21 protein-coding genes and 1 tRNA gene are annotated in these 23,995 nt (G+C 42.9%); 17 read left to right on the top strand and 5 right to left on the bottom strand.

Annotated elements, in window-relative coordinates; all coding sequences use genetic code 11:
• The first annotated feature begins 45 nt into the window (after nucleotides 1-45).
• The 4 genes from EII32_RS00370 (at nucleotide 46) to EII32_RS00355 (ending at nucleotide 2,040) form a co-directional block, all read left to right on the top strand.
• Nucleotides 46-330, top strand: coding sequence for a hypothetical protein (locus EII32_RS00370; protein WP_125233481.1), 285 nt, complete (start codon nucleotides 46-48; stop codon nucleotides 328-330).
• A 123-nt stretch (nucleotides 331-453) separates the two neighbouring features.
• A complete protein-coding gene (locus tag EII32_RS12805) occupies nucleotides 454-792 on the top strand; it encodes an HNH endonuclease signature motif containing protein (RefSeq protein WP_158611091.1) in 339 nt (112 codons plus the stop codon).
• Nucleotides 793-798: 6 nt separating this feature from the next.
• Nucleotides 799-1,836, top strand: a complete 1,038-nt coding sequence (locus EII32_RS00360; protein ID WP_125233480.1) for an HpaII family restriction endonuclease — start codon at nucleotides 799-801, stop codon at nucleotides 1,834-1,836.
• A gap of 128 nt (nucleotides 1,837-1,964) precedes the next feature.
• Nucleotides 1,965-2,040: transfer RNA gene (locus tag EII32_RS00355), tRNA-Pro, on the top strand.
• Nucleotides 2,041-2,222: 182 nt separating this feature from the next.
• On the opposite strand, the gene EII32_RS00350 is transcribed toward EII32_RS00355, so the two are convergent.
• The 3 genes from EII32_RS00350 to EII32_RS00340 all read right to left on the bottom strand — a co-directional run bounded on the left by EII32_RS00350 (nucleotide 2,223) and on the right by EII32_RS00340 (nucleotide 8,877).
• Complete coding sequence (locus EII32_RS00350) at nucleotides 2,223-3,410, bottom strand: clostripain-related cysteine peptidase (RefSeq protein ID WP_158611090.1); 1,188 nt, start codon at nucleotides 3,408-3,410, stop codon at nucleotides 2,223-2,225.
• 124 nt (nucleotides 3,411-3,534) lie between these two features.
• Nucleotides 3,535-6,273, bottom strand: coding sequence for a valine--tRNA ligase (locus EII32_RS00345; RefSeq protein WP_125233478.1), 2,739 nt, complete (start codon nucleotides 6,271-6,273; stop codon nucleotides 3,535-3,537).
• 681 nt (nucleotides 6,274-6,954) lie between these two features.
• The gene (locus tag EII32_RS00340) at nucleotides 6,955-8,877 is read right to left on the bottom strand and encodes an outer membrane beta-barrel protein (protein WP_158611089.1); all 1,923 of its coding nucleotides are present in this window, start codon (nucleotides 8,875-8,877) and stop codon (nucleotides 6,955-6,957) included.
• A gap of 847 nt (nucleotides 8,878-9,724) precedes the next feature.
• On the opposite strand from EII32_RS00340, the gene mazG reads away from it, so the two are divergent.
• The 8 genes from mazG to EII32_RS00300 all read left to right on the top strand — a co-directional run bounded on the left by mazG (nucleotide 9,725) and on the right by EII32_RS00300 (nucleotide 15,405).
• Entirely contained in the window at nucleotides 9,725-10,552 is an 828-nt protein-coding gene (gene mazG, locus EII32_RS00335; RefSeq protein WP_125233476.1) for a nucleoside triphosphate pyrophosphohydrolase, read from the top strand.
• 4 nt (nucleotides 10,553-10,556) lie between these two features.
• On the top strand, nucleotides 10,557-11,120 hold the full coding sequence (locus tag EII32_RS00330; protein ID WP_125233475.1) for a hypothetical protein: 564 nt from the start codon (nucleotides 10,557-10,559) through the stop codon (nucleotides 11,118-11,120).
• A gap of 9 nt (nucleotides 11,121-11,129) precedes the next feature.
• A complete protein-coding gene (locus EII32_RS00325; RefSeq protein ID WP_125233474.1) occupies nucleotides 11,130-12,044 on the top strand; it encodes a ribonuclease Z in 915 nt (304 codons plus the stop codon).
• Between the two features lie 71 nt (nucleotides 12,045-12,115).
• Complete coding sequence (locus EII32_RS00320; RefSeq protein WP_125233473.1) at nucleotides 12,116-12,424, top strand: T9SS type A sorting domain-containing protein; 309 nt, start codon at nucleotides 12,116-12,118, stop codon at nucleotides 12,422-12,424.
• 70 nt (nucleotides 12,425-12,494) lie between these two features.
• Nucleotides 12,495-13,994 carry a L,D-transpeptidase family protein gene (locus tag EII32_RS00315; RefSeq protein WP_158611088.1) on the top strand — a complete coding sequence of 500 codons (1,500 nt, stop codon included), beginning with the start codon at nucleotides 12,495-12,497 and terminating at the stop codon, nucleotides 13,992-13,994.
• Nucleotides 13,995-14,006: 12 nt separating this feature from the next.
• Nucleotides 14,007-14,567 carry an RNA polymerase sigma factor gene (locus EII32_RS00310; protein ID WP_125233471.1) on the top strand — a complete coding sequence of 187 codons (561 nt, stop codon included), beginning with the start codon at nucleotides 14,007-14,009 and terminating at the stop codon, nucleotides 14,565-14,567.
• Nucleotides 14,568-14,579: 12 nt separating this feature from the next.
• On the top strand, nucleotides 14,580-14,945 hold the full coding sequence (locus EII32_RS00305) for a hypothetical protein (protein ID WP_125233470.1): 366 nt from the start codon (nucleotides 14,580-14,582) through the stop codon (nucleotides 14,943-14,945).
• A 16-nt stretch (nucleotides 14,946-14,961) separates the two neighbouring features.
• Nucleotides 14,962-15,405, top strand: a complete 444-nt coding sequence (locus EII32_RS00300) for a hypothetical protein (protein WP_125233469.1) — start codon at nucleotides 14,962-14,964, stop codon at nucleotides 15,403-15,405.
• Nucleotides 15,406-15,486: 81 nt separating this feature from the next.
• Here EII32_RS00300 and EII32_RS00295 read toward each other — a convergent pair whose 3' ends face one another.
• Both EII32_RS00295 and EII32_RS00290 read right to left on the bottom strand, forming a co-directional pair.
• A complete protein-coding gene (locus tag EII32_RS00295) occupies nucleotides 15,487-16,107 on the bottom strand; it encodes a trimeric intracellular cation channel family protein (protein WP_125233468.1) in 621 nt (206 codons plus the stop codon).
• Between the two features lie 18 nt (nucleotides 16,108-16,125).
• Entirely contained in the window at nucleotides 16,126-17,403 is a 1,278-nt protein-coding gene (locus EII32_RS00290) for a replication-associated recombination protein A (RefSeq protein WP_125233467.1), read from the bottom strand.
• 468 nt (nucleotides 17,404-17,871) lie between these two features.
• Here EII32_RS00290 and EII32_RS00285 point away from each other — a divergent pair, with 468 nt between their 5' ends.
• The 5 genes from EII32_RS00285 to EII32_RS00265 all read left to right on the top strand — a co-directional run bounded on the left by EII32_RS00285 (nucleotide 17,872) and on the right by EII32_RS00265 (nucleotide 23,987).
• Nucleotides 17,872-19,578 (top strand): glutamine--tRNA ligase/YqeY domain fusion protein, encoded by a 1,707-nt coding sequence (locus EII32_RS00285; RefSeq protein ID WP_125233466.1) that lies wholly within the window; start codon nucleotides 17,872-17,874, stop codon nucleotides 19,576-19,578.
• A 15-nt stretch (nucleotides 19,579-19,593) separates the two neighbouring features.
• Nucleotides 19,594-20,961 carry a tetratricopeptide repeat protein gene (locus tag EII32_RS00280; protein WP_125233465.1) on the top strand — a complete coding sequence of 456 codons (1,368 nt, stop codon included), beginning with the start codon at nucleotides 19,594-19,596 and terminating at the stop codon, nucleotides 20,959-20,961.
• A 17-nt stretch (nucleotides 20,962-20,978) separates the two neighbouring features.
• On the top strand, nucleotides 20,979-21,626 hold the full coding sequence (locus tag EII32_RS00275; RefSeq protein ID WP_125233464.1) for a DedA family protein: 648 nt from the start codon (nucleotides 20,979-20,981) through the stop codon (nucleotides 21,624-21,626).
• A 36-nt stretch (nucleotides 21,627-21,662) separates the two neighbouring features.
• A complete protein-coding gene (locus tag EII32_RS00270) occupies nucleotides 21,663-22,919 on the top strand; it encodes a cofactor-independent phosphoglycerate mutase (RefSeq protein WP_125233463.1) in 1,257 nt (418 codons plus the stop codon).
• A 462-nt stretch (nucleotides 22,920-23,381) separates the two neighbouring features.
• The gene (locus EII32_RS00265; RefSeq protein ID WP_125233462.1) at nucleotides 23,382-23,987 is read left to right on the top strand and encodes a riboflavin synthase; all 606 of its coding nucleotides are present in this window, start codon (nucleotides 23,382-23,384) and stop codon (nucleotides 23,985-23,987) included.
• Nucleotides 23,988-23,995 lie beyond the last annotated feature (8 nt).

The raw sequence follows: 23,995 nt of genomic DNA, 5'->3' as shown, positions 1-23,995 counted from the left end.
ATGAACATAAAGTATAATATTGTTCAAAAACAAATGATAAATTATATGAATAACTGGACACGAGAAGAAACAATTATAGCATTTAATGTATATTGTAAAATACCTTTTAGAAATAGTAGCAAAACACATCCGCTAATAATTAAATATGCAAATATTCTTGGTCGCTCTCCAAGTGCTTTGTGTATGAAAATAGGTAATATCGGAAGATTAGATCCTGACTTAAAGAAACAAGGTATAACAGGATTAATTCATGGAGCTAATATTGAAAAAGAAGTATGGAAAGAGTTTTATAGAAATCCGGAACATCTTGCATTTGAAAGTGAGAGATAGATTGCTAAATTTTCCAAGCAAAACATAGAAACTACAACAGATATTATAACCGAAGATTTACCACAAGGAAAAGAACGTGAACTACTCATCAGACAACGGGTAAACCAATCTTTTTTTAGATCTGTGTGTTCTTATAATTTCAAATGTTGTATTTCTGGAATAAATAATCCTGAATTATTAGAAGCATGTCACATTGTAGAATGGTCTAAGGATATTCTTAATAGAACAAATCCTAAAAATGGTCTTTGTATGAATACTTTTTTTCATAAAGCATACGATAGATATTTATTGGCTATTACCCCAGATTTATCCATAATTATATCTGACGAATTATTCAAAAGTGCAACTGAAACGACTTTCTTTAAATATCTGAAAGAACTTAACGGAAAAAAATATTATTACCAAATAAATTTCTCCCTCAAAAAGAATTATTGGAAATTCATTACAATCAATATAAATTAAAAAAATATGATAGAATATTTTAAAGAAATATTTGATAACAAACTAAACTTAAATAAAATCCAAGATTTGTTCTATCCCATCATAATGATTCTTCGTCAAGAAAAAGAGGGTTGTCTCAACTATGAACTTCAAGATAAACACGTTGTAATTCAAACACTTGACGGAGAAGAATTATTAAGGATTCCTGCATCAGTATTTTTGACAGAGGCAGAAAAGCTATTAAAAGTCATAAATGAAAATCACGGGGCATTTGCCATACCTCAAATTGAAATCTTTATGAATAGCATTTATTGTCATTCATTGAAAGCCAAATCGTCGGATAAAACCGATATTAAAATTATTTTACATGACTGTAGGACTAAAATAAACTCGGAAATGGGTTTCAGTATAAAATCACAACTTGGAGGAAATTCCACTCTGTTAAATGCAAGCAAAGCAACCAACTTTAATTTCAAAATTGAGGGTGTATCCCTTTCTGATAAAGAAATTGCAGACATCAACTCCATTAATCATACACGAAAAAAAGTAATTGATAGATTCAATGCAATTAAGGGAAAAGGTGGAATATTGGTGTTTGACAAATTGGATAATCCTATATTTCACAACAATCTTATCATGCTTGACGGAGATTTGCCGGACATCATTGCCAATTTACTTTTAGAACAATTAAATTCCGGCATTTCCACATTGCAAGAATTAACAAAAAAACTTACCAAAAGTAATCCCTTGAATTATGACATGACTCAGGGATTGCCATTCTACATGTATAAAATCAAACACCTTTTAACTTCGGTTGCATTGGGCATGATGCCTGCCAGTGTTTGGAATGGGCAATTTGATGCCAATGGAGGTTATTTGGTAGTAAAGAAAAATGGTGAGATTTTGTGCTATCATTTTTATGATCGTAACAGGTTTGAAGATTATCTCTTTTCCAATGCTTATTTGGAGCGTTCAAGTACTTCTCGTTATGAATATGCCTCTATAATCAAAGAGAATGATGGAACCCTTTCTTTTAAACTTAATTTCCAAGTAAGATTAAATTAGTACTTATTTACTATACTACAAAAACACATACCAATTACATTTGTAAGTTGGCTTCTAAAAAACAAAAATGGAGAATAAAATTTGGAGTTAAAGAAAATAATGCTTACCTTTGCACCCGCAAAAAGTAACGAGGTGTAGCGCAGTTGGTAGCGTTCCTGGTTTGGGACCAGGCTGTCGCAGGTTCGAGTCCTGTCACCTCGACCAAGGAGAACAGCTTTTTTTAATAACGTTCTCCTTATTATTATATATAATTGGGGATTGCCAAATATCCTGCCACTACGAATCATTTGATTAATCGGAGTCATCTTAAACTCCCTGAACACTACAATTGTCTCCTAAGAACTTTGATTGTTCGGGGAGAAAGGTTTCGCCCGACTGTTTCTCTCTCAATTATGAGTGGCTCTCCACCATTCCGTTACGGTCTTTGACTCTGCTGCCTTGTTTGTCGAAGGGTCACTGATTGAAATTCCGGAGTATGTTGTTATCGGTGTTTCCGCATTGTTATATACGGAATAGAAAGTCTTTGTTGCGGCTTTCGCAGGCACCAACCTTGCAAGCGATTGCGTGAAGCGGGAATACAGCATTTGGTCTCCTTTGCACAGATACCTGACATAATGTTCCATGTCGAAGAATATATGCTTGCTTAGTCCGTCATAAATCTGTATCTTGTCAAGCAATCTTTCATCGAACGAATGTGTCGTGTTGATGTCTTTCATTACCGCCGCCATGTTTTCGAGTTCTTCGCAACAGATTGCCGAAATTGTTCCGCAAGGGTACTTGTATCCATTGTAAAAAGTAAAAAACTCGTTGCATGCCACTTTCCAATCCATTGTCATTACTGCCTTTCCCATCATGTCGTACGGCATTCCGTATAACATAATCTCGGTTGGCGAGGCTATTATGAAATCGGTGTTTCGTCTCAATTCGTATGCCGTCTCTATGTTTGCCATGTAGCAGTCGTCAAAAAGAATATAATCGAGATGTACGTCTGCCATGTCAATAGCCCGTGACAATTCGGCAATGTCGGTTTGATACTCTTTGTCGCTTGAATGTCCGAAGAAACGCGTCTGTTTCCATTCGTCCACAACCATTCCGTATCGTGGTTTTACGAATGGAGCGAAATGTTCGATTTTTGTTCCTTTCGGTATCCACGCCATACCGTGACATCCTATAATCATTGCATAGTGCGGTGTTTTTGCAAATTCCTTTATATCACATATTATACCGGCAATACCATTTGGCGTGGCATATTCGTTCCCTGAAAACAAATACCTTTTCAGCGTGTCATGCACGCATTTTTTATTTTTGTATGTTATTTCTGTAAGCGATGCCTCTTGTTTGTTTTCAGACATGAACACAAATACTCGTCTGCCTTGAGTGCCTTTCATGTTTACGATTGCCTGTTCCAATCCTTTTATGTTATTATGAAACGCATTAATCATATTGTCATCAGTCCATGGCAGATACATTATAACGGTTTGTACTTTTTTAATCTCTGTTTCTTCATTTGACTTATCGTCGTGACAAGAAGCAAAGACTGTTATGAGCAATAACAGCAATATGATTTTTTTCATAACAACAAAGATATTACACATAGATATGGATTACCATCGTAAAAAATAAAATTATATTGTGAAGCAACGTTTTGGCAGGTCGAGAAATCTCAACCTGACAACGCCAATTTTATAAAACCCACCTTTAAATTTTCTTTTTAAGTTCGGCTATTGAAAGTTTCAAGGAGGCGATTTTTTCCTCCGAGTCGCTCTGTTTCTTGCGTTCCAATGCCACTACTGCCGCCGGTGCGTTTGCCACAAATCTCTCGTTGGAAAGTTTCTTCGTCACTCCTGCAAGGAAGCCTTCGAGATGTTTCAGTTGCGCTTCCTGTTTCTCTATCTCTGCGGCAACGTCTATCATATCTCCCAGCGGTACGGCATATTCGTGTGTTCCCACCATGAACTGCGAGGCATCGGCCTGCTTTTCTGCCACCGCTTCTATGCCTTTCAAATTTGCCATTTTTATCACCACGGGAGCATATTCTGCATAAGCGTCTCCGCCAACGGTCTGCAACATCATCTGCTCCTTGTTGGGAATATTCTTTTGATTTCGCACGGTACGCACCCCCGACACTATCTGTTTCACGGTCTCCATATCTGCCACGAGACACTTGTCTCCATCGGCGACATTACCCACAGCAAGTTGTTCTCGCATTATGCTGTCTCCATCGGCATGTTCGTATATGTGCTGCCATAGTTCTTCTGTTATGAACGGCATGAACGGGTGCAACATCTTTAGCAATGTTTCGAAGAACCCGAGTGTTGCTTCGAATGTCTTACGGTCTATTGGTTTCTGATATTCGGGCTTAACCATTTCAAGATACCAACTTGAGAACTCGTCCCAAAAGAGTCTGTATACGGTCATCAATGCCTCCGAGATGCGGTATTTTGAGAACCGGTCGTTTAGTTCCTCGTTTGCAGTGCGGAGCATTGCCTCGAACCATTTCACGGCAATCTTGTTTGCTTCCGGTTGCTCAATGTCTGCCGTTTCCCATCCCCTAACGAGTCGGAAAGCATTCCATATCTTGTTGTTGAAGTTGCGTCCCTGCTCGCACAGACTTTCATCGAACAAGATATCGTTGCCTGCCGGTGCGGAGAGCATCATTCCCATGCGCACCCCGTCGGCTCCGTACTTGTCTATCAGTTCTATCGGATCGGGGGAGTTTCCAAGACTTTTCGACATCTTTCGTCCAAGTTTGTCTCGTACTATACCCGTAAAATACACGTTCTTAAACGGGAACTTGCCCATGTATTCCTCGCCCGCCATTATCATGCGTGCCACCCAGAAAAATATTATGTCGGGAGCCGTCACAAGATCGCTTGTCGGATAGTAGTATTTTATCTCTTCGTTTCCGGGGTTGTTTATTCCGTCGAAGAGCGAGATGGGCCATAACCATGAACTGAACCAAGTGTCGAGTGCATCCTCGTCTTGATGCAGGTCGGCAAGTTGCAGGTTTTCGTTGCCACTTTCCCTGCGTGCCATTTCGAGAGCCTTTTCCGGAGAGTCAGCCACCACGAAATGCTCTTCCTGCACATCATTTTTGTCGGAATGTGTGTCGTCGGACACAGTGTAATAGTATGCCGGAATGCGATGTCCCCACCACAACTGTCTTGATATGCACCAATCTTGTATGTTTTCGAGCCAGTTTTTGTACGTGTTGACATATTTCAACGGGTAAAAGTGCATCTCTCCGTTGAGTACCGGTGGCAACGCGATGTCGGCAAAGTGCTGCATGCGGAGAAACCACTGCAACGACAGGCGCGGTTCTATTGCAGTGTCGGGATTACGCTCCGAATATCCCACTTTGTTGGTGTACTCCTCTACACGTTCCATAAGCCCGGCATTTTCTATATCCTTAACAATCTGCTTGCGACAATCGAAACGATCCATACCTACATACATCGGTGATTGGTCTGATATTGTGCCGTCGGCATTGAATATATCAATAGTCTCAAGGTTATGCGTCTTGCCCAGCATGTTGTCATTGGCATCGTGTGCCGGTGTTACTTTCAGACAGCCCGTTCCAAACTCAATATCCACATACCTGTCTTCTATTACCGGTATTACTCTGCCCACGAGCGGTACAACGACTTTCTTACCCTTCAGCCATTGATTCTTCGGGTCTTTCGGGTTTATACACATTGCGGTGTCTCCCATTATCGTTTCGGGGCGCGTCGTTGCGACTACGGCATAGTATCCGCGTTCGTCTTTGTATATTACGTTTCCTTCCGTCTCGGCATTTTCGTCAATGCTTCTGCTGCACGCTTCATCGACATAGTATTTAAGATGATACAGTTTTGACTGTTCTTCCTTATATATAACCTCCTCGTTACTGAGCGCGGTAAGAGCCTTCGGATCCCAGTTTACCATGCGCAGGCCACGATATATAAGTCCTTTTTCGTACAAATCGATAAATACGCGTGTCACACTCTCCGAGCGTTTCTCGTCCATTGTAAACGCCGTACGATCCCAATCGCATGAGGCACCGAGCCTGCGCAACTGCTTCAGGATAATCCCTCCATGCTCGTTAGTCCAATGCCATGCGTGCTTTAGAAACTCGTCGCGCGACAGGTCGTGTTTTTTTATCCCCCGTTCGGCAAGTCTCTTTACCACCTTCGCTTCCGTAGCAATCGAGGCATGGTCGGTTCCCGGCACCCAGCATGCGTTCTTCCCCTCCATTCGTGCCCTCCGCACCAATATGTCTTGTATCGTGTTGTTCAACATGTGCCCCATGTGCAGCACACCGGTAACGTTCGGCGGCGGTATTACTACCGTGTATGGTTCGCGCCCGTCGGGTTTTGAACAGAAGAGCTTGTTGTCAAGCCAATATTGATACCATTTCGACTCCACCTCGTGCGGATCGTACTTCGTTGCTAATTCCATTTGTTATATTGTTTTATTTCGTTATCTTCATTATTGTATAAAAACGCTGCAAAGTTACAAAAAAAAAAGCAACATGCAACATAAGTAAGTGTACGAAATTAATCCGTTCCTACGACAATTGCAATTTCACGAATAATGACAGTGTTGTGCAGTATGAGGACAACAAAGACAATTCGTCCTGTCGGAATCCCCCATATAACAATAGTCATATACGGATAATTGTCCGGATTGAAAACAGTCAAGTGTCATAAACGCTGCCTCTTGGACTAATGAGTATGTATTATGGCGTACTTACCACTTCGTCTATCATTTTTTATCGGGCACAGTTGTATTCCTCTTAAGAGACTTTTGAATAATTAAAGTCTCCATATAAGGAACATAAAGCCAAGATAAAAACTGAAAATTAAAACAACAAAACAGATCTTATACAATGATACTTACTAACTTTGTACTTGCTGGTTGACTCTGCAATATCGCCTAAATTACCGACCAATTTCGGCGGTTTTACTCACTAATTTCGCCGAAATTGCCAAACAGTTTATACCTAATGACAAACATGTTCGTTATCAACAAGTAACATAACGTATGTCAACAAAAACATATACATATATAAATACTATGCATAATTATTTTTAAAGACCTCTGCAGAAGTAATTGCTTTTGCTGAGGTCTTGACACATCCTACTTTGTTATCATATCCTCATTGTCAATGGTTTCCCCAACACTTCTGCCTCTGAATTGCTTTCCAAAATGATATACCACGGAGATAGACAGCCGCGACGTCGCAAGATGACAGGTCGAAGTCTGACGAATACCCTTGAAATCACATTCCACACGTCTTTTCCTCGCAAGCCCGAACATGTCTATATATTGCAACGATATGTTGAGATGATTCCGAAAAAGAGCCTTCGTAAGAAGAATGTTTAACATAGGTCTTACATAAGTGACTGTGTTGAATGTTATGTCCCTGCTTGTGTAATCCATTGAAAGGTTCAGAAACCATTCTTTGGGCATCATGTAAGACAAGTTGCCTGAACAAATGAATGCCCAGCCTTTGTTTTCGCCATTCAATGCCTTATCTTTCAAATACGGTTTGATTTTGAATGCCTTGTACATTGTCCCCACACTCAGGTTCAGGTTAAGTTTGTTTGACAGGAAAGGCTTGTTGAATGCAACATCCATCCTGTAATTATGTCCATGCCCCGTGTTCTCATATGTTGACGTGTTGTAGTCATCCAGATAAATCTGTCCTATAAAATTATCAGTGTTTTCGTATGACATAACAGCGGTGAGGTAACTATCCTTTATTTGTCTGCTATAATTTACCGAATACCTGTCGGTGTATTTCGATTTCAGTTTTGAGTTTCCCTTAAACCGCGTCATATCATTTATGTAATACACATCAGGATTGAGATAGTCTATGCCGGGACGCTCGATACTTCTTGTGTATGTTGCGGAGAGAGAGCCCTTTCCACTTCCGTAATTCACGGTGCATGACGGGAGGAACGAGAACTTTCTCTGCGCGTTGCCGTTTTCAAACTTATGTCCGTCCCAGTCACCGCGCAGCAATACAAACATGCTCCATTTGTCATTGAGCAAGATATTATCCTTTATATAAAACTGTTGCACATCGCTGATATACGTTTTGTCCGAAGACGTGAGCGTAGAGTTTCTATATATGCTTTTATATCCGGCAGCGACAGAATGATACTTGTTGAACAGTGAAACACTGTCTGCCTCATACATCAAATCACCTGTATATTCGTTCATTCGCCCGATATACCTTGTCACAGGCATGGTTGATCTGTTTTCGCTTTTATAATTGAAATACCGTGCTTTGATATAAAACCGTTCACCGGCGTTAATGTCGTGCCTTATCACCATATTGGCAAAATTGCTGAAATAGGACTCTTCCACCTCTTTCTCCGGTTGAGTGACACCATATAATTGCCATGATATGTCTGCAGGACTTTTATACCCGAACATTGAATACGACAGAGATGACATCCAGCGCGGAGAAAAGAACATGTTTAATCTGCATAAACCACCGTATTGTTTCAAGTGATTATGATTGTCGGATAAAAACACATCCTCATCATTTCTATTTCTTTTATATTGACTGTTTTGACGGTCATTCACATAAGAAACCCATGTGGTTACTTCTATCTTTTTGGAACGATATTTGAACAAAGGATTGACTCCAAATCCGGTATTCAGTAAATTCGTCCCCATGTCAATCTCTCCGCTGTATTGCGCATTGAGACTCTTTTTAAGCACAACATTGATTTCTCCGGAATATTTGTCATCGTTGAGACTCACCCTGTGCAGTTCCACCTTATAGATATCTTTCGCATCAATTTTCGACAATTCTTCATCAGGCACCTCCATGCCGTTCACAAATAGTTTAGCCTTCTTTTGTTTTCCCGTAAACATGAAAGAACCACCAGAATAAACAATATTAGGAATTCGTCTTAGTGCGATGTCTGCCTTTGCAGATTTCAGCAATCCCTTTGTGAAGTCTGTCTTGAAAGTCACTTTCTCCGCATTTCCCTTGGAGATTGTCTTATACCCGACAACTTCAACCTCGTCAAGGGCTTTTGGCATCAAAGTTATCTCGGAATCAACGGAGGAGGAAAAATCAACGATGGTGTCCAAAGGCATATACATATTACTCCTGACAGAAATAAAGGCTCTCGTACAAGTGTCACACTCCGATAATTGATATTTCAGAATGCCATTCTCATCTGTGAAGCCTTCAATTTCTCTTTCACAAATGTTCAATTTCAGCCTTACTCCAATGACAGACAGGTTCTCTAAGTCCGTGACACGAATTTTCCATGTTTTAACATTCTGTGGAAAGGCAAAAACAGATATGACAAAAAATACAAAACTTGATAAGAATCTAAAAACCGTAGTGTAACGAATTTTGGATTGCACGAAATAATTTTTCATTGTAATGTTATTTCTCTCTATTTTTCAATCAGCGCATTGTCATTACATTTAACTCGGCAGAAACCGGTTCCATAACATATCCTTTAGAATTGTGAGTTGGTTGCACGGCATTCGTTGTTGAATCATAATCCGGTGTCGTTACTTTCACTTAAAGCATTAAGGAAACCACTGTCAACATGACAGTACAACATGCAAAAAGGATCAATTTCACATCCATGATTTTATGATTTAAGATTTTTGCCCAATAATTTGTTTTTAAAGACAGTTCGGCTTATTCCTTAAAGTCTTTCTTTTTCCGTCCGCAATATTATACATATATTTCTTATCTGCCAAATATTTTGCAATGTTTTTTGAATCTGCATACCAAATTCATCTTCAAATTATCTCGATGTGTTGCAGGCAATTGTTTGTGGACACCTGATTAAATTGAATAAATTTCATCGGTGAAGTTGTTGTATGTCAGATTTATTTGTTACTTTTGCATCAAAATAACGTAAAGATGCATACAAGGGAAGAAAAACTTGAGGCCTTCGGAAGATTGCTCGATGTTCTTGACAGACTGAGGAAAGACTGCCCGTGGGATCGCAAGCAGACTAACGAAAGTCTGCGTCCGAACACCATAGAAGAGACTTTCGAACTGTGCGATGCACTGCTGAAGGACGACACTAAGAATATATGCAAAGAACTTGGAGATGTTATAATGCATGTAATGTTCTATGCAAAAATCGGAGAAGAGCAGGGAAAGTTCGACATGGCCGACGTGTGCAACAAAGAGTCTGACAAACTGATATTCCGCCACCCGCATGTATATGGAGAGGCGGAGTCGCTGAAACACTCGGCTCTGATACATGCCGAGAACGGCAAAGAGTTGAACACCGAACAGGTACTCGAAAACTGGGAACAGATAAAACTCCGCGAAAAAGACGGCAATACGGGCGTTCTATCCGGAGTTCCCGATGCTTTGCCATCAATTATAAAGGCATACCGAATACAAGACAAGGCACGCAACATCGGGTTCGACTGGGAAGACAGGCAAGACGTATGGAACAAGGTGCGCGAGGAATTGGGAGAACTGGAAGAGGAATTGAAAAACGGAGACGAAGAGAAAGCGACACGGGAATTCGGCGATTTCCTTTTCTCGGTAATCAATGCTGCACGTCTCTATCATATAAATCCGGACAACGCGTTGGAGCATACCAACCGGAAGTTCATACAGAGGTTCAACTATATTGAAGAACATTCTATAAAGGAAGGCAAACCTTTGACGGAAATGACCTTGGAAGAAATGGACAGACTTTGGAACGAAGCAAAGAAAACAGAGAAATAAGAATATGAAAAAATTATTGTCATTATGCATTGCCGCCATTGCGGTTGTGATGATTGCCGGTTGCGACGGCGGTAAAACGAAGAATATTCTCGGTAGTGGCGACTCTCTAATGATTGACAGCACTGCCGAACAGGATAGTTCGTTGTACGGGCGTTGCGGAGAGGATTGCGCCATGAACACGCTGCAACTCATATCGGACAAAGGGGATACAATCTATCTCGGATATGACCCGGATGCCGAAGTGTCGCCGGTGCGTGGAGGAATTGCCGTGGGAGACAGGGTGGCCGTGACACTCGGAAAAGACGAATACGGACAAGCAATAGCGGAAAGCGTTATAAACCTTACCACGTTGCTCGGCACATGGCAGAGTCTTGACCGCAAGTTTGAGATAAAAGAAGGGGGAATTGTTGAGACTATCGTAAACGAGCAGAAACCTTATACCTCGTGGAAAATCGTAAACAGCAAACTCGTTCTGAGTACAGACACTTTTAAAATCTACGAACTTGGTGCCGATTCGTTATACCTTGAGAACAAAGTAGGCATCTTTGCTTATAAAAGAGTGAAATAACATAATACCATGACTCCTTTCAAGGTATATATACTCGGGTGTGGAAGCGCGCTTCCGACACCACGGCATTATGCCTCATCGCAAATCGTGGAACTGCGAGGCAAAAAGTTCATGGTTGACTGTGGCGAGGGGACACAGATGCAGTTGCGCCGTTTGAGGATAGGTTTCAACAGTATAAGAGCCGTTTTCATATCTCACATACACGGGGATCATTGCTTCGGACTTATCGGGATGATCAGCACGTTCGGTCTTCAGGGACGCACTGCCGCACTACACGTTTACGCCCCCGAGGAACTTGGGCAGATGTTGTCATCGCAACTGAAACTGTTCTGCACGCATCTTGATTACGAAGTTTTGTTCCATGGCGTAAACCCGTTCGTGCAAAACACTGTATATGAAGACAACAGTTTGTCGGTAGAAACAATTCCATTGGAACACCGCATACCATGCTGCGGATACCTCTTCCGCGAGAAACCGACACTGCCGCATATCCGCCGGGACATGATTGACTATCTTAATATTCCGATAAGCCAAATAAATAACATAAAATCGGGAGCCGACTGGGTGTGCGAAGACGGTACGGTTGTACCCAACAAACGACTCGTGTCTCCATCCGATCCGACACGGTCGTATGCTTATTGCTCCGACACCAGATATATTCCCACATTGCACGAACGTCTGAAAGGCACAGACCTGCTATATCATGAGAGTACATACGGTGACGACAATGCAAAGATGGCAGAGACCTATTACCACAGTACGGCTCGACAGGCTGCACTCGTGGCACGTGATGCCGGAGTAAAACGGCTGTTACTTGGGCATTACAGTTCGAGGTATGAGAACGAAGAAATCCTGCTTGAACAGGCAAAAGAGGTTTTCCCCGAAACCTTTCTGACAAATGAAAAAGCGATTTTCGATGTTTAATTTCCAATAAATATTTGCATATTTCGAAAAAAAAGGCTATATTTGCAACGATTAATCAACATGATGCGCAAATGATAAAGAATATACTAATTTTCTCGATAGCCTCGGTATTGATGTCTGCAATGCCGGCAATAAGTCGTGCGGAAACGGCCATAGAGATTATAGACAATGAATATCAGAGTGTTACAATCTCCGTACAAGAGTCGACACTGCATATTACCGGTGCAAACGGACAGACAGTACAGATATATAACGTTGCCGGAGTAATGGTTAAGAGCATAAAGGTAGAAGGAAACGACAGACGTTATGAACTGAACCTTAACAAAGGTTGCTACATCGTCAAAGTGGGTAAGACTGTAAGGAAAATATCGATAAAATAAGACTTACAAACTAAATTAATAACAACCAAAGATTTTGCAAAAACAGATTACTGTCTGTTTCATTATGCTTATGGCATTATTGTCATGCACAGATGGAGACAGGCAGGCATATCAGGATATTACACCCGAGGCACTTTCTGCAATGAAAGTGTCGGAGTTTGAATTGAACTCAGATGATATACGTGGGCAAATAGGTCGGTTGATAAAGAGTGAAAACTCTTCATCGGCCGCTGTAAGATATGTGCGCAATTATTATTCAGACGGTAACAAACTTATATGGATAGACCGTCACGGCATGGATTCGCGTGCAGACACTTTGCTGTCTTTTATTTCCCAAATTGTGGAAACAGGTTTCAAAGAAGAACTTTTCAGGGTAGAACAGATAAGAGAAGATATAAGACGAGTTAGAGAACTCGACTTCGACAATTCGTCAAATAGTATAAACAAGGTGTTCGCCCGATTGGAATACAACTTGTCAAGGGCATTAATGAGGTACTCGTCGGGGCAGAATTTCGGTTTCGTAAACCCTTCGGTCATACTGAACAGCGATTTGGTGAACGACAGCAACTCTACACGAATGGTGTATAAACACCAGTTCGACATCCGTATTGAACATCCCACAGAATCGTTCTACAAGAAAGTCATTGAGGTGACAAGCAACGGAAACTTGGGTAATTTCTTGCGTGAAATACAACCGAAAAGAAAACTTTATAAACAGTTGCGGGAATATCTTAACAACAAGAAACTTTCGGAAAACGAGTGGTTAACCACAATGTGCAACATGGAACGATGCAGATGGAACGAGAAAATAACAGAGGAAGACTGCGAGAAATATGTTCTCGTTAATGTTCCTTCGTTCATGCTTAATGCCGTGAATGGAGACAGCACACTCACAATGAAAGTATGCTGCGGAGCAATTAGCACCAAGACACCGCTGCTTACGAGCGAGATAATGAGAATCGAACTTAACCCGATGTGGAACGTTCCTTATTCGATAGCAAAAGGAATAGCGGGAAGTCACCAGTATATGCAGCGCAACAACATGTTCATATACGACAAAAAAAAGGGAAGATTGCCAGTGAGCGAAGCCTCACACGAAATGATACTGAACGGACAGCAGCGCATAATACAAGAGGGAGGACCGGGCAATTCGCTCGGGCGTATCATCTTCAGGTTTGAGAACAACTTCTCTGTATATCTACACCACACGTCGACCCCGTGGGTCTTCAATAGCGAAAACCGTGCCATCTCGCATGGTTGCGTACGTGTGGAAAAACCATACGAACTCGCCGTTTTCCTAATGAAAGAGAAAGACATGAACCTTGCACAAAAGATTAAATACTCCATGACATACAGAGTACAGAAAGACAATGAAGGAAAAAATATTGGCTCTGCGGTAAAGAAAGACAGCATAATAAGGAATGTAAAGGTTGTGCCAAACATACCGGTATTCATTACATATTACACCATTTATCCTGACAAAAACGGCAATTTGACAACCTATAGCGACGTATATGGATACGACAAGCGCATCATAAAGCAACTGAAACAATATGTTAGGCACAAATAACAAGGACAGAAAATGACAAGTGAAGATAGCGACCTTATTGCACAACTGTCCGAGCAAAGCACGCGTAGAGAGGCATTTGCAACAGTGGTAAGACTGTACGGCGAACGCATATATTGGCAAATAAGGCGCATCGTACTCACTCACGACGATGCCGATGATGTACTTCAGAACACTTTTATGAAAGCATGGTCGGCGTTGGACAGTTTCAAAGGCACGTCACAAATATCAACATGGCTTTACCGCATAGCAATTAATGAGGCTCTCGACCACATGCGACGCTCAAGAAAAAACATAAGTACCGATGCCGAAAATTCTGTTGCAAACAGACTAATCGCAGACGATTATTTCAACGGCGATGCGGCAGAGGCGTTGTTGCAGGAGGCTGTTGCCACACTGCCCGACGTACAGCGAACAGTGTTCACGATGAGATACTATGACGAGATGAAATACAGCGACATAAGCGATATTCTCGGCACATCGGAGGGAGCCTTAAAGGCTTCGTACCATATTGCAGTAAAGAAAATATCACAATACGTTTTAAACTATCGTAACAACCTCTCGTCTAAAAACTAAAAAAGATAAAACATGATTGTAGACGACAAACTCGAAAATACTTTTGGCAGAAAAAATCCTTTCCGAGTACCCGATGATTATTTCACATTGCTTGAAAACCGAATCATGGATAGCCTGCCAGACATGGCACTTTCGCATACAAATAGCACAAAGAAACTCCATATATGGAAACGTATGCGTATATATGTTGCGACGGCGGCATGTGTCGGCGGCATATTGGCAGGATACATCATATATAAAGATTCGAGAGCGTCCACTACACTGCCCTCCAATAATGCCGACATAGTTGCAAATACTAATGATTACAACATCGAAAAGGCAGTTGACTATGTTATGATGAACAACGACGATTTCTACTCATATCTCACAAGCGAATAAAAGTTTTACACAAGAAATGAAACGACATCTTATAATATCATTCATGCTGTTTGTTTCTTTACAAACAATAAACGCACAGCGATGCAATAACATAAAAAACTTCGACCCTGCCAAATTTAAGGCAGACATGGAGCAATTCATTACCAACGAGGCATGCCTTACACCACAGGAGGCATCTGCTTTTTTTCCCATATTCAATGAGATGATACGTAATGAAAGGATGTTGTACGACCGTATTTCTGCACTTCGCAGAATAAAGCCTGCAACCGAACAAGGATGTGCGGATGCTGTAAGGAAACGCGACATGCTCGAAATACAGATAAAAGAATTGCAACAGCAGTATCACAACCGTTTCTTGAAACTGCTACCGGCAAGCAAGGTTTATGACATACTGAGGGCGCAGCACCGCTTCAACCGCCGAATGTTTAAGAAAGGAATGTGCGGTAACAAAAGACAATGATTTTTGCACACAACAACAGAAACAATAAAGATATTCGCGTAAATACGAAACATTTACAAGTTTAGTTTCGGGCAAAAACATTCATCTTTCCAAATCCTCTGCCTTGAGATGCGGAAGGCTTATATGATATTTCACGGCAAGCACTCTTATAATTACTACACACAAGAAGCACACTATCGCACATACGGCATCTGCCACCCCGGCAAACGACAGCAGTTGGAACATTATCCCGCCAACAATGCTTGCAAGCGCATAAATCTCTTTTCTGAATATCAGCGGTACCTCGTTTATCAACACATCGCGTACCACTCCGCCTGCCGCTCCGGTAATGCAACCCATTATGATGGCAACCCAGAAAGGAAAACCGCTCATAAGCGTTTTTTGTATTCCGGCCACCGTGAAGAATGCCAATCCGAAAGTGTCGAATATGAACCAAGTATTATTAAGACGCACAAGATATTTCTTGAACGTCAGTACCACCAAGAGTGCCACTCCCGTACATATTATATATATGCTCTTCGTCATCCAGAACGGTGTGGCATCTATCATAACATCGCGCAACGTTCCACCACCTATGGCAGTGGCCAATCCGACGACATATCCGCCGAACCAATCGAACTCTTTTGCCGCGGCAAGTCGCACTCCGGATATTGCCGCCGCGAATGTTCCCAAAAACTCGATTATCAGTATGAACGTTTCCATTTCGCAAAAACAACTCCCTTAAGATTTATATCGTTCGCCCCAACATTGCAACATTCGCTGGTATTGCTTTTCCTCCGATGGCGAATGTTGTGCATACCACAAGCGTTCGTTGCATATTTCATCGGGCATAAACTGCTGCACCACGAAATTTCCCGGATGGTCGTGGGCATACTTGTATCCGTCGCCGTATCCCAATTCTTCCATCAGTTTGGTGGGTGCATTGCGCAAGTGGAGCGGCACCGGCAAGTTTCCCGTCCGCCTAACCACATCAATTGCTTTATCTATTGCCCTGTATGTCGAATTACTCTTCTGCGATGTTGCAAGATATACGGCACACTCGGCAAGCGGTATCCTCCCCTCTGGCCAACCTATTTTCATCACGGTATCGAATGCCGCGTTGGCAAGCAGCAGGGCATTGGGATTTGCCAAACCTATGTCTTCTGCCGCGCTTATTACCATGCGTCGTGCTATGAACTGCGGATCCTCTCCGCCTTCTATCATTCGAGCCATCCAATATAATGCGGCATCGGGGTCGCTTCCACGAATACTTTTGATGAATGCGGAAACAATGTCATAATGCATCTCGCCCTCCTTGTCGTATGCGAGCGGGTTTTGCTGAAGGCGGTCAACCACCACCTTATCGGTAATTACAATGTCTTCGTCATCCGAAGATGCCTCCACAACAAGTTCGAGAATATTTAGGAGTTTACGCGCATCGCCGCCACTGTAACGCATCATAGCCCCCGTCTCACGCAATTCGATGTTCCGTTTCGTCATTTCCACATCGTTTTCCACGGCATGTTTCAACAAACGCAGCATATCGTCTTTGTCGAGAGGTTTGAGTACATAAATTTGACAGCGTGATAGCAACGGACGTATCACCTCGAACGAAGGATTCTCCGTGGTCGCGCCAATAAGCGTAACAACGCCTTTCTCCACCGCTCCGAGCAGCGAATCCTGCTGACTTTTGCTGAAACGGTGTATCTCATCAATAAACAGAATTGGACTTGCAGTATTGAAAAAACGCTCGTTCTTTGCCTTTTCTATAATCTCCCTGACATCTTTCACTCCGCTTGTCACGGCACTCAGGGTGTGAAAAGGCGTCTTCAATCTGTTGGCTATTATCTGTGCGAGGGTAGTCTTTCCCACCCCCGGCGGTCCCCATAATATAAAAGAAGATATTCGTCCCGCATCTATCATCTGACGCAGGACAGCCCCCTCTCCCACCAAATGTCTCTGCCCGATGTAGTCGTCGAGCGAGCGTGGGCGCATCCTTTCTGCCAACGGTTCTGCCATATATACATGCAAAATTATGAAATAAAAACGTAAAAAAAGAAACAAGACGATTGTTTTTTATGGGAAACAACTTCAAAATGTAATTTTAGTCAATTTTACAAGCCATTACGAGAGTTCGACATAAGGAACCGTGTTAAGTTTTTATTTAATAAGCACTTATAAATTCAATAACCAAAACCTATGCAAAAACAAATAATTCCGCATAATACTGTCCGGATATATTTTTCATATTGACATTCGTTCTGTTACTCTTTGATAACAAGCATGTTTGCCATTAGATACAAACTGTTTGGCAATTTCGGCGAAATTGCAGATATAAATGTAAACATTCAAATCAACACAGAGCCTGAACCATCAAAAATTTATTTGCATCATTATATCTGTTATAAGAAATAAAATGTGTAACTTTGCAACGTTTTATGCGGCATTATGTCGCCAAAAAAATAGAAATAGAAAAGAATATAATATATGACAATGCTACAAGAGAACTCCAAAGAGGAAAAGAAAAGCCTGAGTTTCGTGGAACAATCAGTGGAACAAGACCTTGCCGAAGGGAAGAACGGAGGCAGAATACAGACACGTTTCCCGCCGGAACCGAACGGATACTTGCACATAGGGCACGCAAAGGCGATATGTATGGATTTTGGCGTGGCAGAAAAATATAACGGTGTATGCAACCTAAGATTCGATGACACCAACCCGTCGAAAGAAGATACGGAATACGTTGACTCGATACTGCATGACATAGAATGGCTCGGATTCAAATGGGGAAACCTGTATTACGCTTCCGACTATTTCGACAAACTGTGGAACTTTGCCGTATGGATGATTGAAAACGGCAAGGCATACGTTGACGAACAGACGAGCGAACAGATTGCCGCACAGAAAGGAACACCCACAACGGCAGGCACACCCTCGCCGTACAGAGACCGACCGGCAGACGAGAATCTGAGATTGTTCAAACTTATGAACACCCCGGAGGTGGAAGAAGGAAAGATGGTACTTAGGGCGAAACTTGACATGACAAATCCTAACATGCACTTCCGAGACCCGATAATGTACCGCACAATACATACCCCGCACCACCGCACCGGAACAAAGTGGCACGCATACCCGATGTACGATTTCGCACATGGGCAGAGCGACTATTTCGAGGGGGTGACACACTCTATATGCACACTCGAATTCGTGCCGCACAGACCACTCTACGACCATTTCGTAGATGAACTGCAAGCAATGGAGAATCAACGCGGTTACAGACCGCGACAGATTGAGTTCAACCGCCTTAACCTTACATACACAGTGATGTCGAAGCGCAAGTTGAAGGCTCTCGTGGACGAACATCTTGTTACGGGATGGGACGACCCGCGAATGCCCACAGTGTGCGGAATGCGCCGAAGGGGATACTCTCCGGAGAGCATACGCAAATTCATTGACTCGATAGGATACACTAAATTCGACGCACTTAACGACATGGCATTGCTTGAGGCTGCCGTACGCGAAGACCTAAATGCAAAGGCTCTGAGGGTAAGTGCGGTGATAAATCCCGTAAAGCTCGTGATAACGAACTATCCGGAAGACATGACAGAAGAGATGACAGCCGTAAACAATCCTGAAAACGAGGCCGAAGGTACACACGAAATAACTTTCAGTCGTAACCTGTGGATAGAACGTGAGGACTTCATGGAAGACGCGCCAAAGAAATTCTTCCGACTTGCGCCCGGCAAAGAGGTGCGACTAAAGAACGCATATATAGCGAAATGCACCGGTTGCAAGAAAGACAACGACGGAAACATTACCGAGATATATGCAGAGTACGACCCTCAGAGCAAGAGCGGAATGGATGGGGCAAACCGAAAAGTAAAAGGAACGCTGCACTGGGTAAGTGCCGACCACTGCGTAAAGGCAGAGGTAAGACAGTATGACAGACTTTTCAACGTGGAGAACCCGAGTGCCGACGAACGCGATTTCCGCGAACTGCTAAACCCGAAATCACTCAGCATAATAAGCGAATGTTATGTAGAATCGTTCGCTGCAGAACGAAAAGCAGGAGAATACCTGCAATTCCAACGAATAGGATATTTCATGGCCGACATCGACTCCAAGCCGGAACAACCGATATTCAACAAAACGGTCGGACTGAAAGACACTTGGGCAAAGATGAGCAAGACATAAAAAAGAGACCGGCAAATGACAGAAAACTATTACGACAACGAGGAGTTCAGGGAAATTCTAAACTCTTACGAAGAGTCGGAGAAGATGGGAAGGAGCCGTTTCTTCGACTCTGACGACTTGCTCGACATTGCAGACTATTACTGCATTCACGGCAAAGTGGCAAAGGCAAGGGCTATGGTAGATGACGTGATAGAGACATTTACCGACGCAGACGATGCACTGCTGATGAAATCACGCATGCAACTAACCTACGACCACGACCCTGACGGGGCGGAAAAGACAATGGATTGTGTTGCCGACAAGGATAACATAGACTATATTTACATCAAGGCCGAGATTATGCTTACACGCAAACAAGACAACGAGGCGGAAAAATTGTTGCAACAGGTATATAGCCGGGAGGAAGAGGAAAAGGAAGAGATTGCCGAAGAAGTGGCCAGAATATACGCCGACTACAACTGTCTCGGAATGGCGGAGGCGTGGCTCGAAAAGAGCGGAAACAAGGAAAGCGACCAGAAAAAGGAAATAAAGGCAATGATTCTCATAAACAAAGGGAAACTGGAAGAGAGTCAGGAAATACTCAACCAACTGATTGACAACGACCCGTATGAGACAGCCTACTGGAACCTGCTTGCCAAGGCACAACTGATGAGCGGCAACATCGAAGACTCCATAATAAGCAGCGAATACAGTCTCGCAATCAATCCCAACGACGATGAGGCCGTGCTCAACAAAGGAAGCGCACTATACCAACTGGGCAACTATGATGAGGCAATACGATATTTCAAGCATTTCACCGCACTGCGCCCGGACGAGGAGGGGGGAGAGATGATGCTCGGGATTGCAATGATTGCGCAAAACAGACTGCAAGAGGGAGTGGAACATCTTAAAGAAGCGGAAAAGAAAATATCCATCGACTCAAGAAATGTAGGAGACATATACAGAGAACTCACCGTGGCACTGTGTCATCTCGGCCACTACGACGAGGCTCTCGCCTATCTCGACAGAAGTGAAAAGGCAGAATGGAGTCATACCGACAGAGATGTAATGCGAGGACTGGTATTAATGTCGAAAGGCGAATACGAGAAAGGACAGAAATGCTACGAGAAAGCTCTGAAAGATTCGGGCTACTCAGCGCAAACATATCTCAAAATCGGAATGGCACTCTATGAGAGCCGGCTATACGTCTCGGCATACCTCACAACAAAATCGCTGCTCGATATATGTGGCGACGAACTGCCCGAAGCGTATGCCTACCACGCATTGTTCTGCCTCTACACAGACAATGAAAAGGAGTATATGGAATACAGAAAAATTGCTTTCGAAAAGACACCTCACACAGCCGAGATGCTGCTCGGAAATATAAAACCGGAAAAAGAATAATATAAAAAACTTTAATCATGGATTGGATAGAACCATTGATAACATCATTTCTTGAGAATATGAACTACCCACTCATATTCTTCCTTATGATGCTTGAGAGCACCGTGGTACCCGTACCGTCGGAATTGGTAGTGTCGCCGGCGGCATATCATGCTGCGGGAGGCGAACTTGACATGACGCTCGTTATACTGTTCTCAACACTCGGTGCCGACCTTGGCGCATCGATAAACTATGTCGCCGGATATTATCTCGGACGACCAATAATATACAAGTTCGCAAACAGCCACCTCGGACGACTGTGCCTGCTAAACCAACAGAAGGTGGAAAAGAGCGAGAAATATTTCTATGACCATGGTATGTTAGCCACCATCACGGGAAGACTAATACCCGGAATACGTCACCTTATATCGATACCGGCAGGACTGGCAAAGATGAATTACTGGAAATTCCTGCTTTACACCACCATAGGTGCCGGGATATGGAACTGCATTCTTGCCGCATTGGGCTGGTACCTGCACACCATTGTACCCGAAGACCAACTGCATGACAAACTCATAGAATACGGAGACTATATCAAATGGGGCATTCTGACACTTGTCATTATCGGCATTGCATATTTCGTGATAAAGAAATTGATTGAAAGAAGAAAGGCAGGGAATATATAGTACATTTGTACCGAAGCAAGCCGGCAAACATCACAGATGAAATATATCATCATCGTAGGCGACGGAATGGCAGACCACCCGGTTGAAAGACTTGGAGGGAAAACACCGTTGCAATATGCCGACAAGCCATTCATGGACATTATAGCAAGGAAGGGACGCACGGGGAGACTGATAACCGTTCCACAAGGATTACCGCCGGGAAGCGAGGTGGCAAATACTGCCATACTGGGATACGACCCGCGCGAAGTGTATGAAGGACGCGGACCGTTGGAGGCGGCAGGCACGGGGTACGATATGACAACAGCCGACATGGTGTTGAGATGCAACATAATAACTGTTGACAATGGAAGAATTACCTCTCACAACGGAGAAAACATCGACCAAAAACATGCAAGTGAAATTATACGACACCTCAACGAACGACTTGCCGAAGACAGGGTAAGGCTCGTTGAGGGAATGCAATACCGACATCTGTTGATAATAAAGGGCGGAAACAAACACATATCATGCCGCCCACCGCACGAACACATCGGGGAGAAATTGGAGAAAATCCTCGTTACGGACGAAGATCGCCGGACAGACAGACATGATTTTTATATCGATGAAAAAGGGAATAAACACGAAAGAATGACGGGACGGCAGACTGCCGAACTGCTGAACAATATAATATATGAATCGCAGACCATTCTGAAGAATTTCTCACGAGGCAAGAAAAAATACGGAATATGGCCGTGGAGCGGAGGCTATCGGCCGAACATGCCAACACTGTCAAGCATATATCCGCAGATAAAGTCGGGAAGCGTTATAAGCGCGGTTGACCTCGTGCGGGGAATAGGTCGCCATGCCGGACTCGACATTGTAAAGGTTAAAGGAGCAACGGGACATGCCGACACGAACTATGAGGGCAAAGCTGAGTCCGCAATAAACGCGTTGAAACACCGTGACTTGGTATTCGTACATGTGGAAGCGACCGATGAGGTTTCACACAACGGAAACCTCAAAATGAAACTGCAAGCAATAAACGATCTCGACCGACGACTAATAGCACCCATTTACAAACATCTGGAACAATGGAACGAACACGTGACAATGACCATACTGCCCGACCACCTCACTCCGGTAGAAATGCGCATACATGTAAACGAGCCTGTGCCGTTTGCCATATATCATAAAGGCATTGAACCGGACTGCGTGCAAACCTATGACGAAGAAAGTGTAAAGAACGGCGCATACGGAACAATGCCGGCAAAACAATTCATGGAAACACTGCTGACAACAGACAAAAACATGTAAGATGAAGTAACAGAAGAAGTATACTTTGGTATGCAATTCCACACAAATTGCTTTCCGTATATTCCACATAAAAAGCACCGTTGCTTTTTTGTAATCATAAAGACAAACATAACTTGAAATATTTCTTTGAATAAATCTTAAAATATTTGGAAATAATGGGATAATATACTAATTTTGCATTTGTAAAGGAGAACAGATTGGTCGTATCGTATAGATAGGGATACTCATCAAATAAATACAGAAAACCGAGAAGATTTCTTTTGTTAATGGCGGGCCACATAAAGTTCACTCGTGAACCTAAGCCGTAGGGCCGGTGGATTACAAAGACGGAGAGCTCTCAAATCATTTCAACTCGGAGTTTCATCACTTCATCGGTACGACCTTTCTTTTTGTTGAGCATTAATTTATGAGAAATGAACCATGAGCGATGCACAACAATATTACAATCAATGTAAATATATTATGTTCAGCGGTATAATAGAAGCATTCGCCACCGTTGTGGCAATAGAGAAAGAGAAAGAAAACGTTCATTTTACACTTACATGTCCGTTTGCAGATGAGTTGAAAATCGACCAAAGCGTGGCTCACAACGGGGTTTGTCTAACCGTAGTTAAAATAGAGGAGGACAAATATGTCGTTACGGCAATGAAAGAAACACTCGACCGCTCGAACCTCGGGCTGCTAAAACCGGGCGACAAGGTAAATGTGGAACGCTCGATGATGATAAACGGCAGGCTTGACGGACACATCGTACAGGGACATGTGGACTCCACCGCAGAATGTATAACCGTTGAGGATGCGCAGGGAAGCACCTATTTCACTTTCCGCCACGAAAGTACTGCAGATATGGTGGGCAAAGGCTATTTCACGGTAGATAAAGGCAGCGTGACGGTAAACGGCGTATCGCTTACGGTATGCAACCCGACAAAAGACACATTCCAAGTGGCAATAATTCCATACACAATGGAAAACACCAATTTCTGCGACATACGAGTGGGAACGACGGTAAACATTGAGTTCGACATACTGGGAAAATACATTGCACGAATGAAAAACCTTGAAGGTTGAGAGTACTC

Origin of the sequence: Prevotella sp. OH937_COT-195 (genome assembly GCF_003932845.1) — a bacterium.
Lineage (GTDB): Bacteria > Bacteroidota > Bacteroidia > Bacteroidales > Bacteroidaceae > Prevotella.
This window is presented reverse-complemented; position numbering and strand designations above follow the sequence as displayed.

Coding starts and splice junctions, on each gene's coding strand:
- EII32_RS00370 (WP_125233481.1), top strand. CDS start 46: ATGAATAACTGGACACGAGAAGAAACAATTATAGCATTTAATGTATAT.
- EII32_RS00360 (WP_125233480.1), top strand. CDS start 799: ATGATAGAATATTTTAAAGAAATATTTGATAACAAACTAAACTTAAAT.
- EII32_RS00350 (WP_158611090.1), bottom strand. CDS start 3,410: ATGAAAAAAATCATATTGCTGTTATTGCTCATAACAGTCTTTGCTTCT.
- EII32_RS00345 (WP_125233478.1), bottom strand. CDS start 6,273: ATGGAATTAGCAACGAAGTACGATCCGCACGAGGTGGAGTCGAAATGG.
- EII32_RS00340 (WP_158611089.1), bottom strand. CDS start 8,877: ATGCCAAAAGCCCTTGACGAGGTTGAAGTTGTCGGGTATAAGACAATC.
- mazG (WP_125233476.1), top strand. CDS start 9,725: ATGCATACAAGGGAAGAAAAACTTGAGGCCTTCGGAAGATTGCTCGAT.
- EII32_RS00330 (WP_125233475.1), top strand. CDS start 10,557: ATGAAAAAATTATTGTCATTATGCATTGCCGCCATTGCGGTTGTGATG.
- EII32_RS00325 (WP_125233474.1), top strand. CDS start 11,130: ATGACTCCTTTCAAGGTATATATACTCGGGTGTGGAAGCGCGCTTCCG.
- EII32_RS00320 (WP_125233473.1), top strand. CDS start 12,116: ATGATAAAGAATATACTAATTTTCTCGATAGCCTCGGTATTGATGTCT.
- EII32_RS00315 (WP_158611088.1), top strand. CDS start 12,495: ATGGCATTATTGTCATGCACAGATGGAGACAGGCAGGCATATCAGGAT.
- EII32_RS00310 (WP_125233471.1), top strand. CDS start 14,007: ATGACAAGTGAAGATAGCGACCTTATTGCACAACTGTCCGAGCAAAGC.
- EII32_RS00305 (WP_125233470.1), top strand. CDS start 14,580: ATGATTGTAGACGACAAACTCGAAAATACTTTTGGCAGAAAAAATCCT.
- EII32_RS00300 (WP_125233469.1), top strand. CDS start 14,962: ATGAAACGACATCTTATAATATCATTCATGCTGTTTGTTTCTTTACAA.
- EII32_RS00295 (WP_125233468.1), bottom strand. CDS start 16,107: ATGGAAACGTTCATACTGATAATCGAGTTTTTGGGAACATTCGCGGCG.
- EII32_RS00290 (WP_125233467.1), bottom strand. CDS start 17,403: ATGGCAGAACCGTTGGCAGAAAGGATGCGCCCACGCTCGCTCGACGAC.
- EII32_RS00285 (WP_125233466.1), top strand. CDS start 17,872: ATGACAATGCTACAAGAGAACTCCAAAGAGGAAAAGAAAAGCCTGAGT.
- EII32_RS00280 (WP_125233465.1), top strand. CDS start 19,594: ATGACAGAAAACTATTACGACAACGAGGAGTTCAGGGAAATTCTAAAC.
- EII32_RS00275 (WP_125233464.1), top strand. CDS start 20,979: ATGGATTGGATAGAACCATTGATAACATCATTTCTTGAGAATATGAAC.
- EII32_RS00270 (WP_125233463.1), top strand. CDS start 21,663: ATGAAATATATCATCATCGTAGGCGACGGAATGGCAGACCACCCGGTT.
- EII32_RS00265 (WP_125233462.1), top strand. CDS start 23,382: ATGTTCAGCGGTATAATAGAAGCATTCGCCACCGTTGTGGCAATAGAG.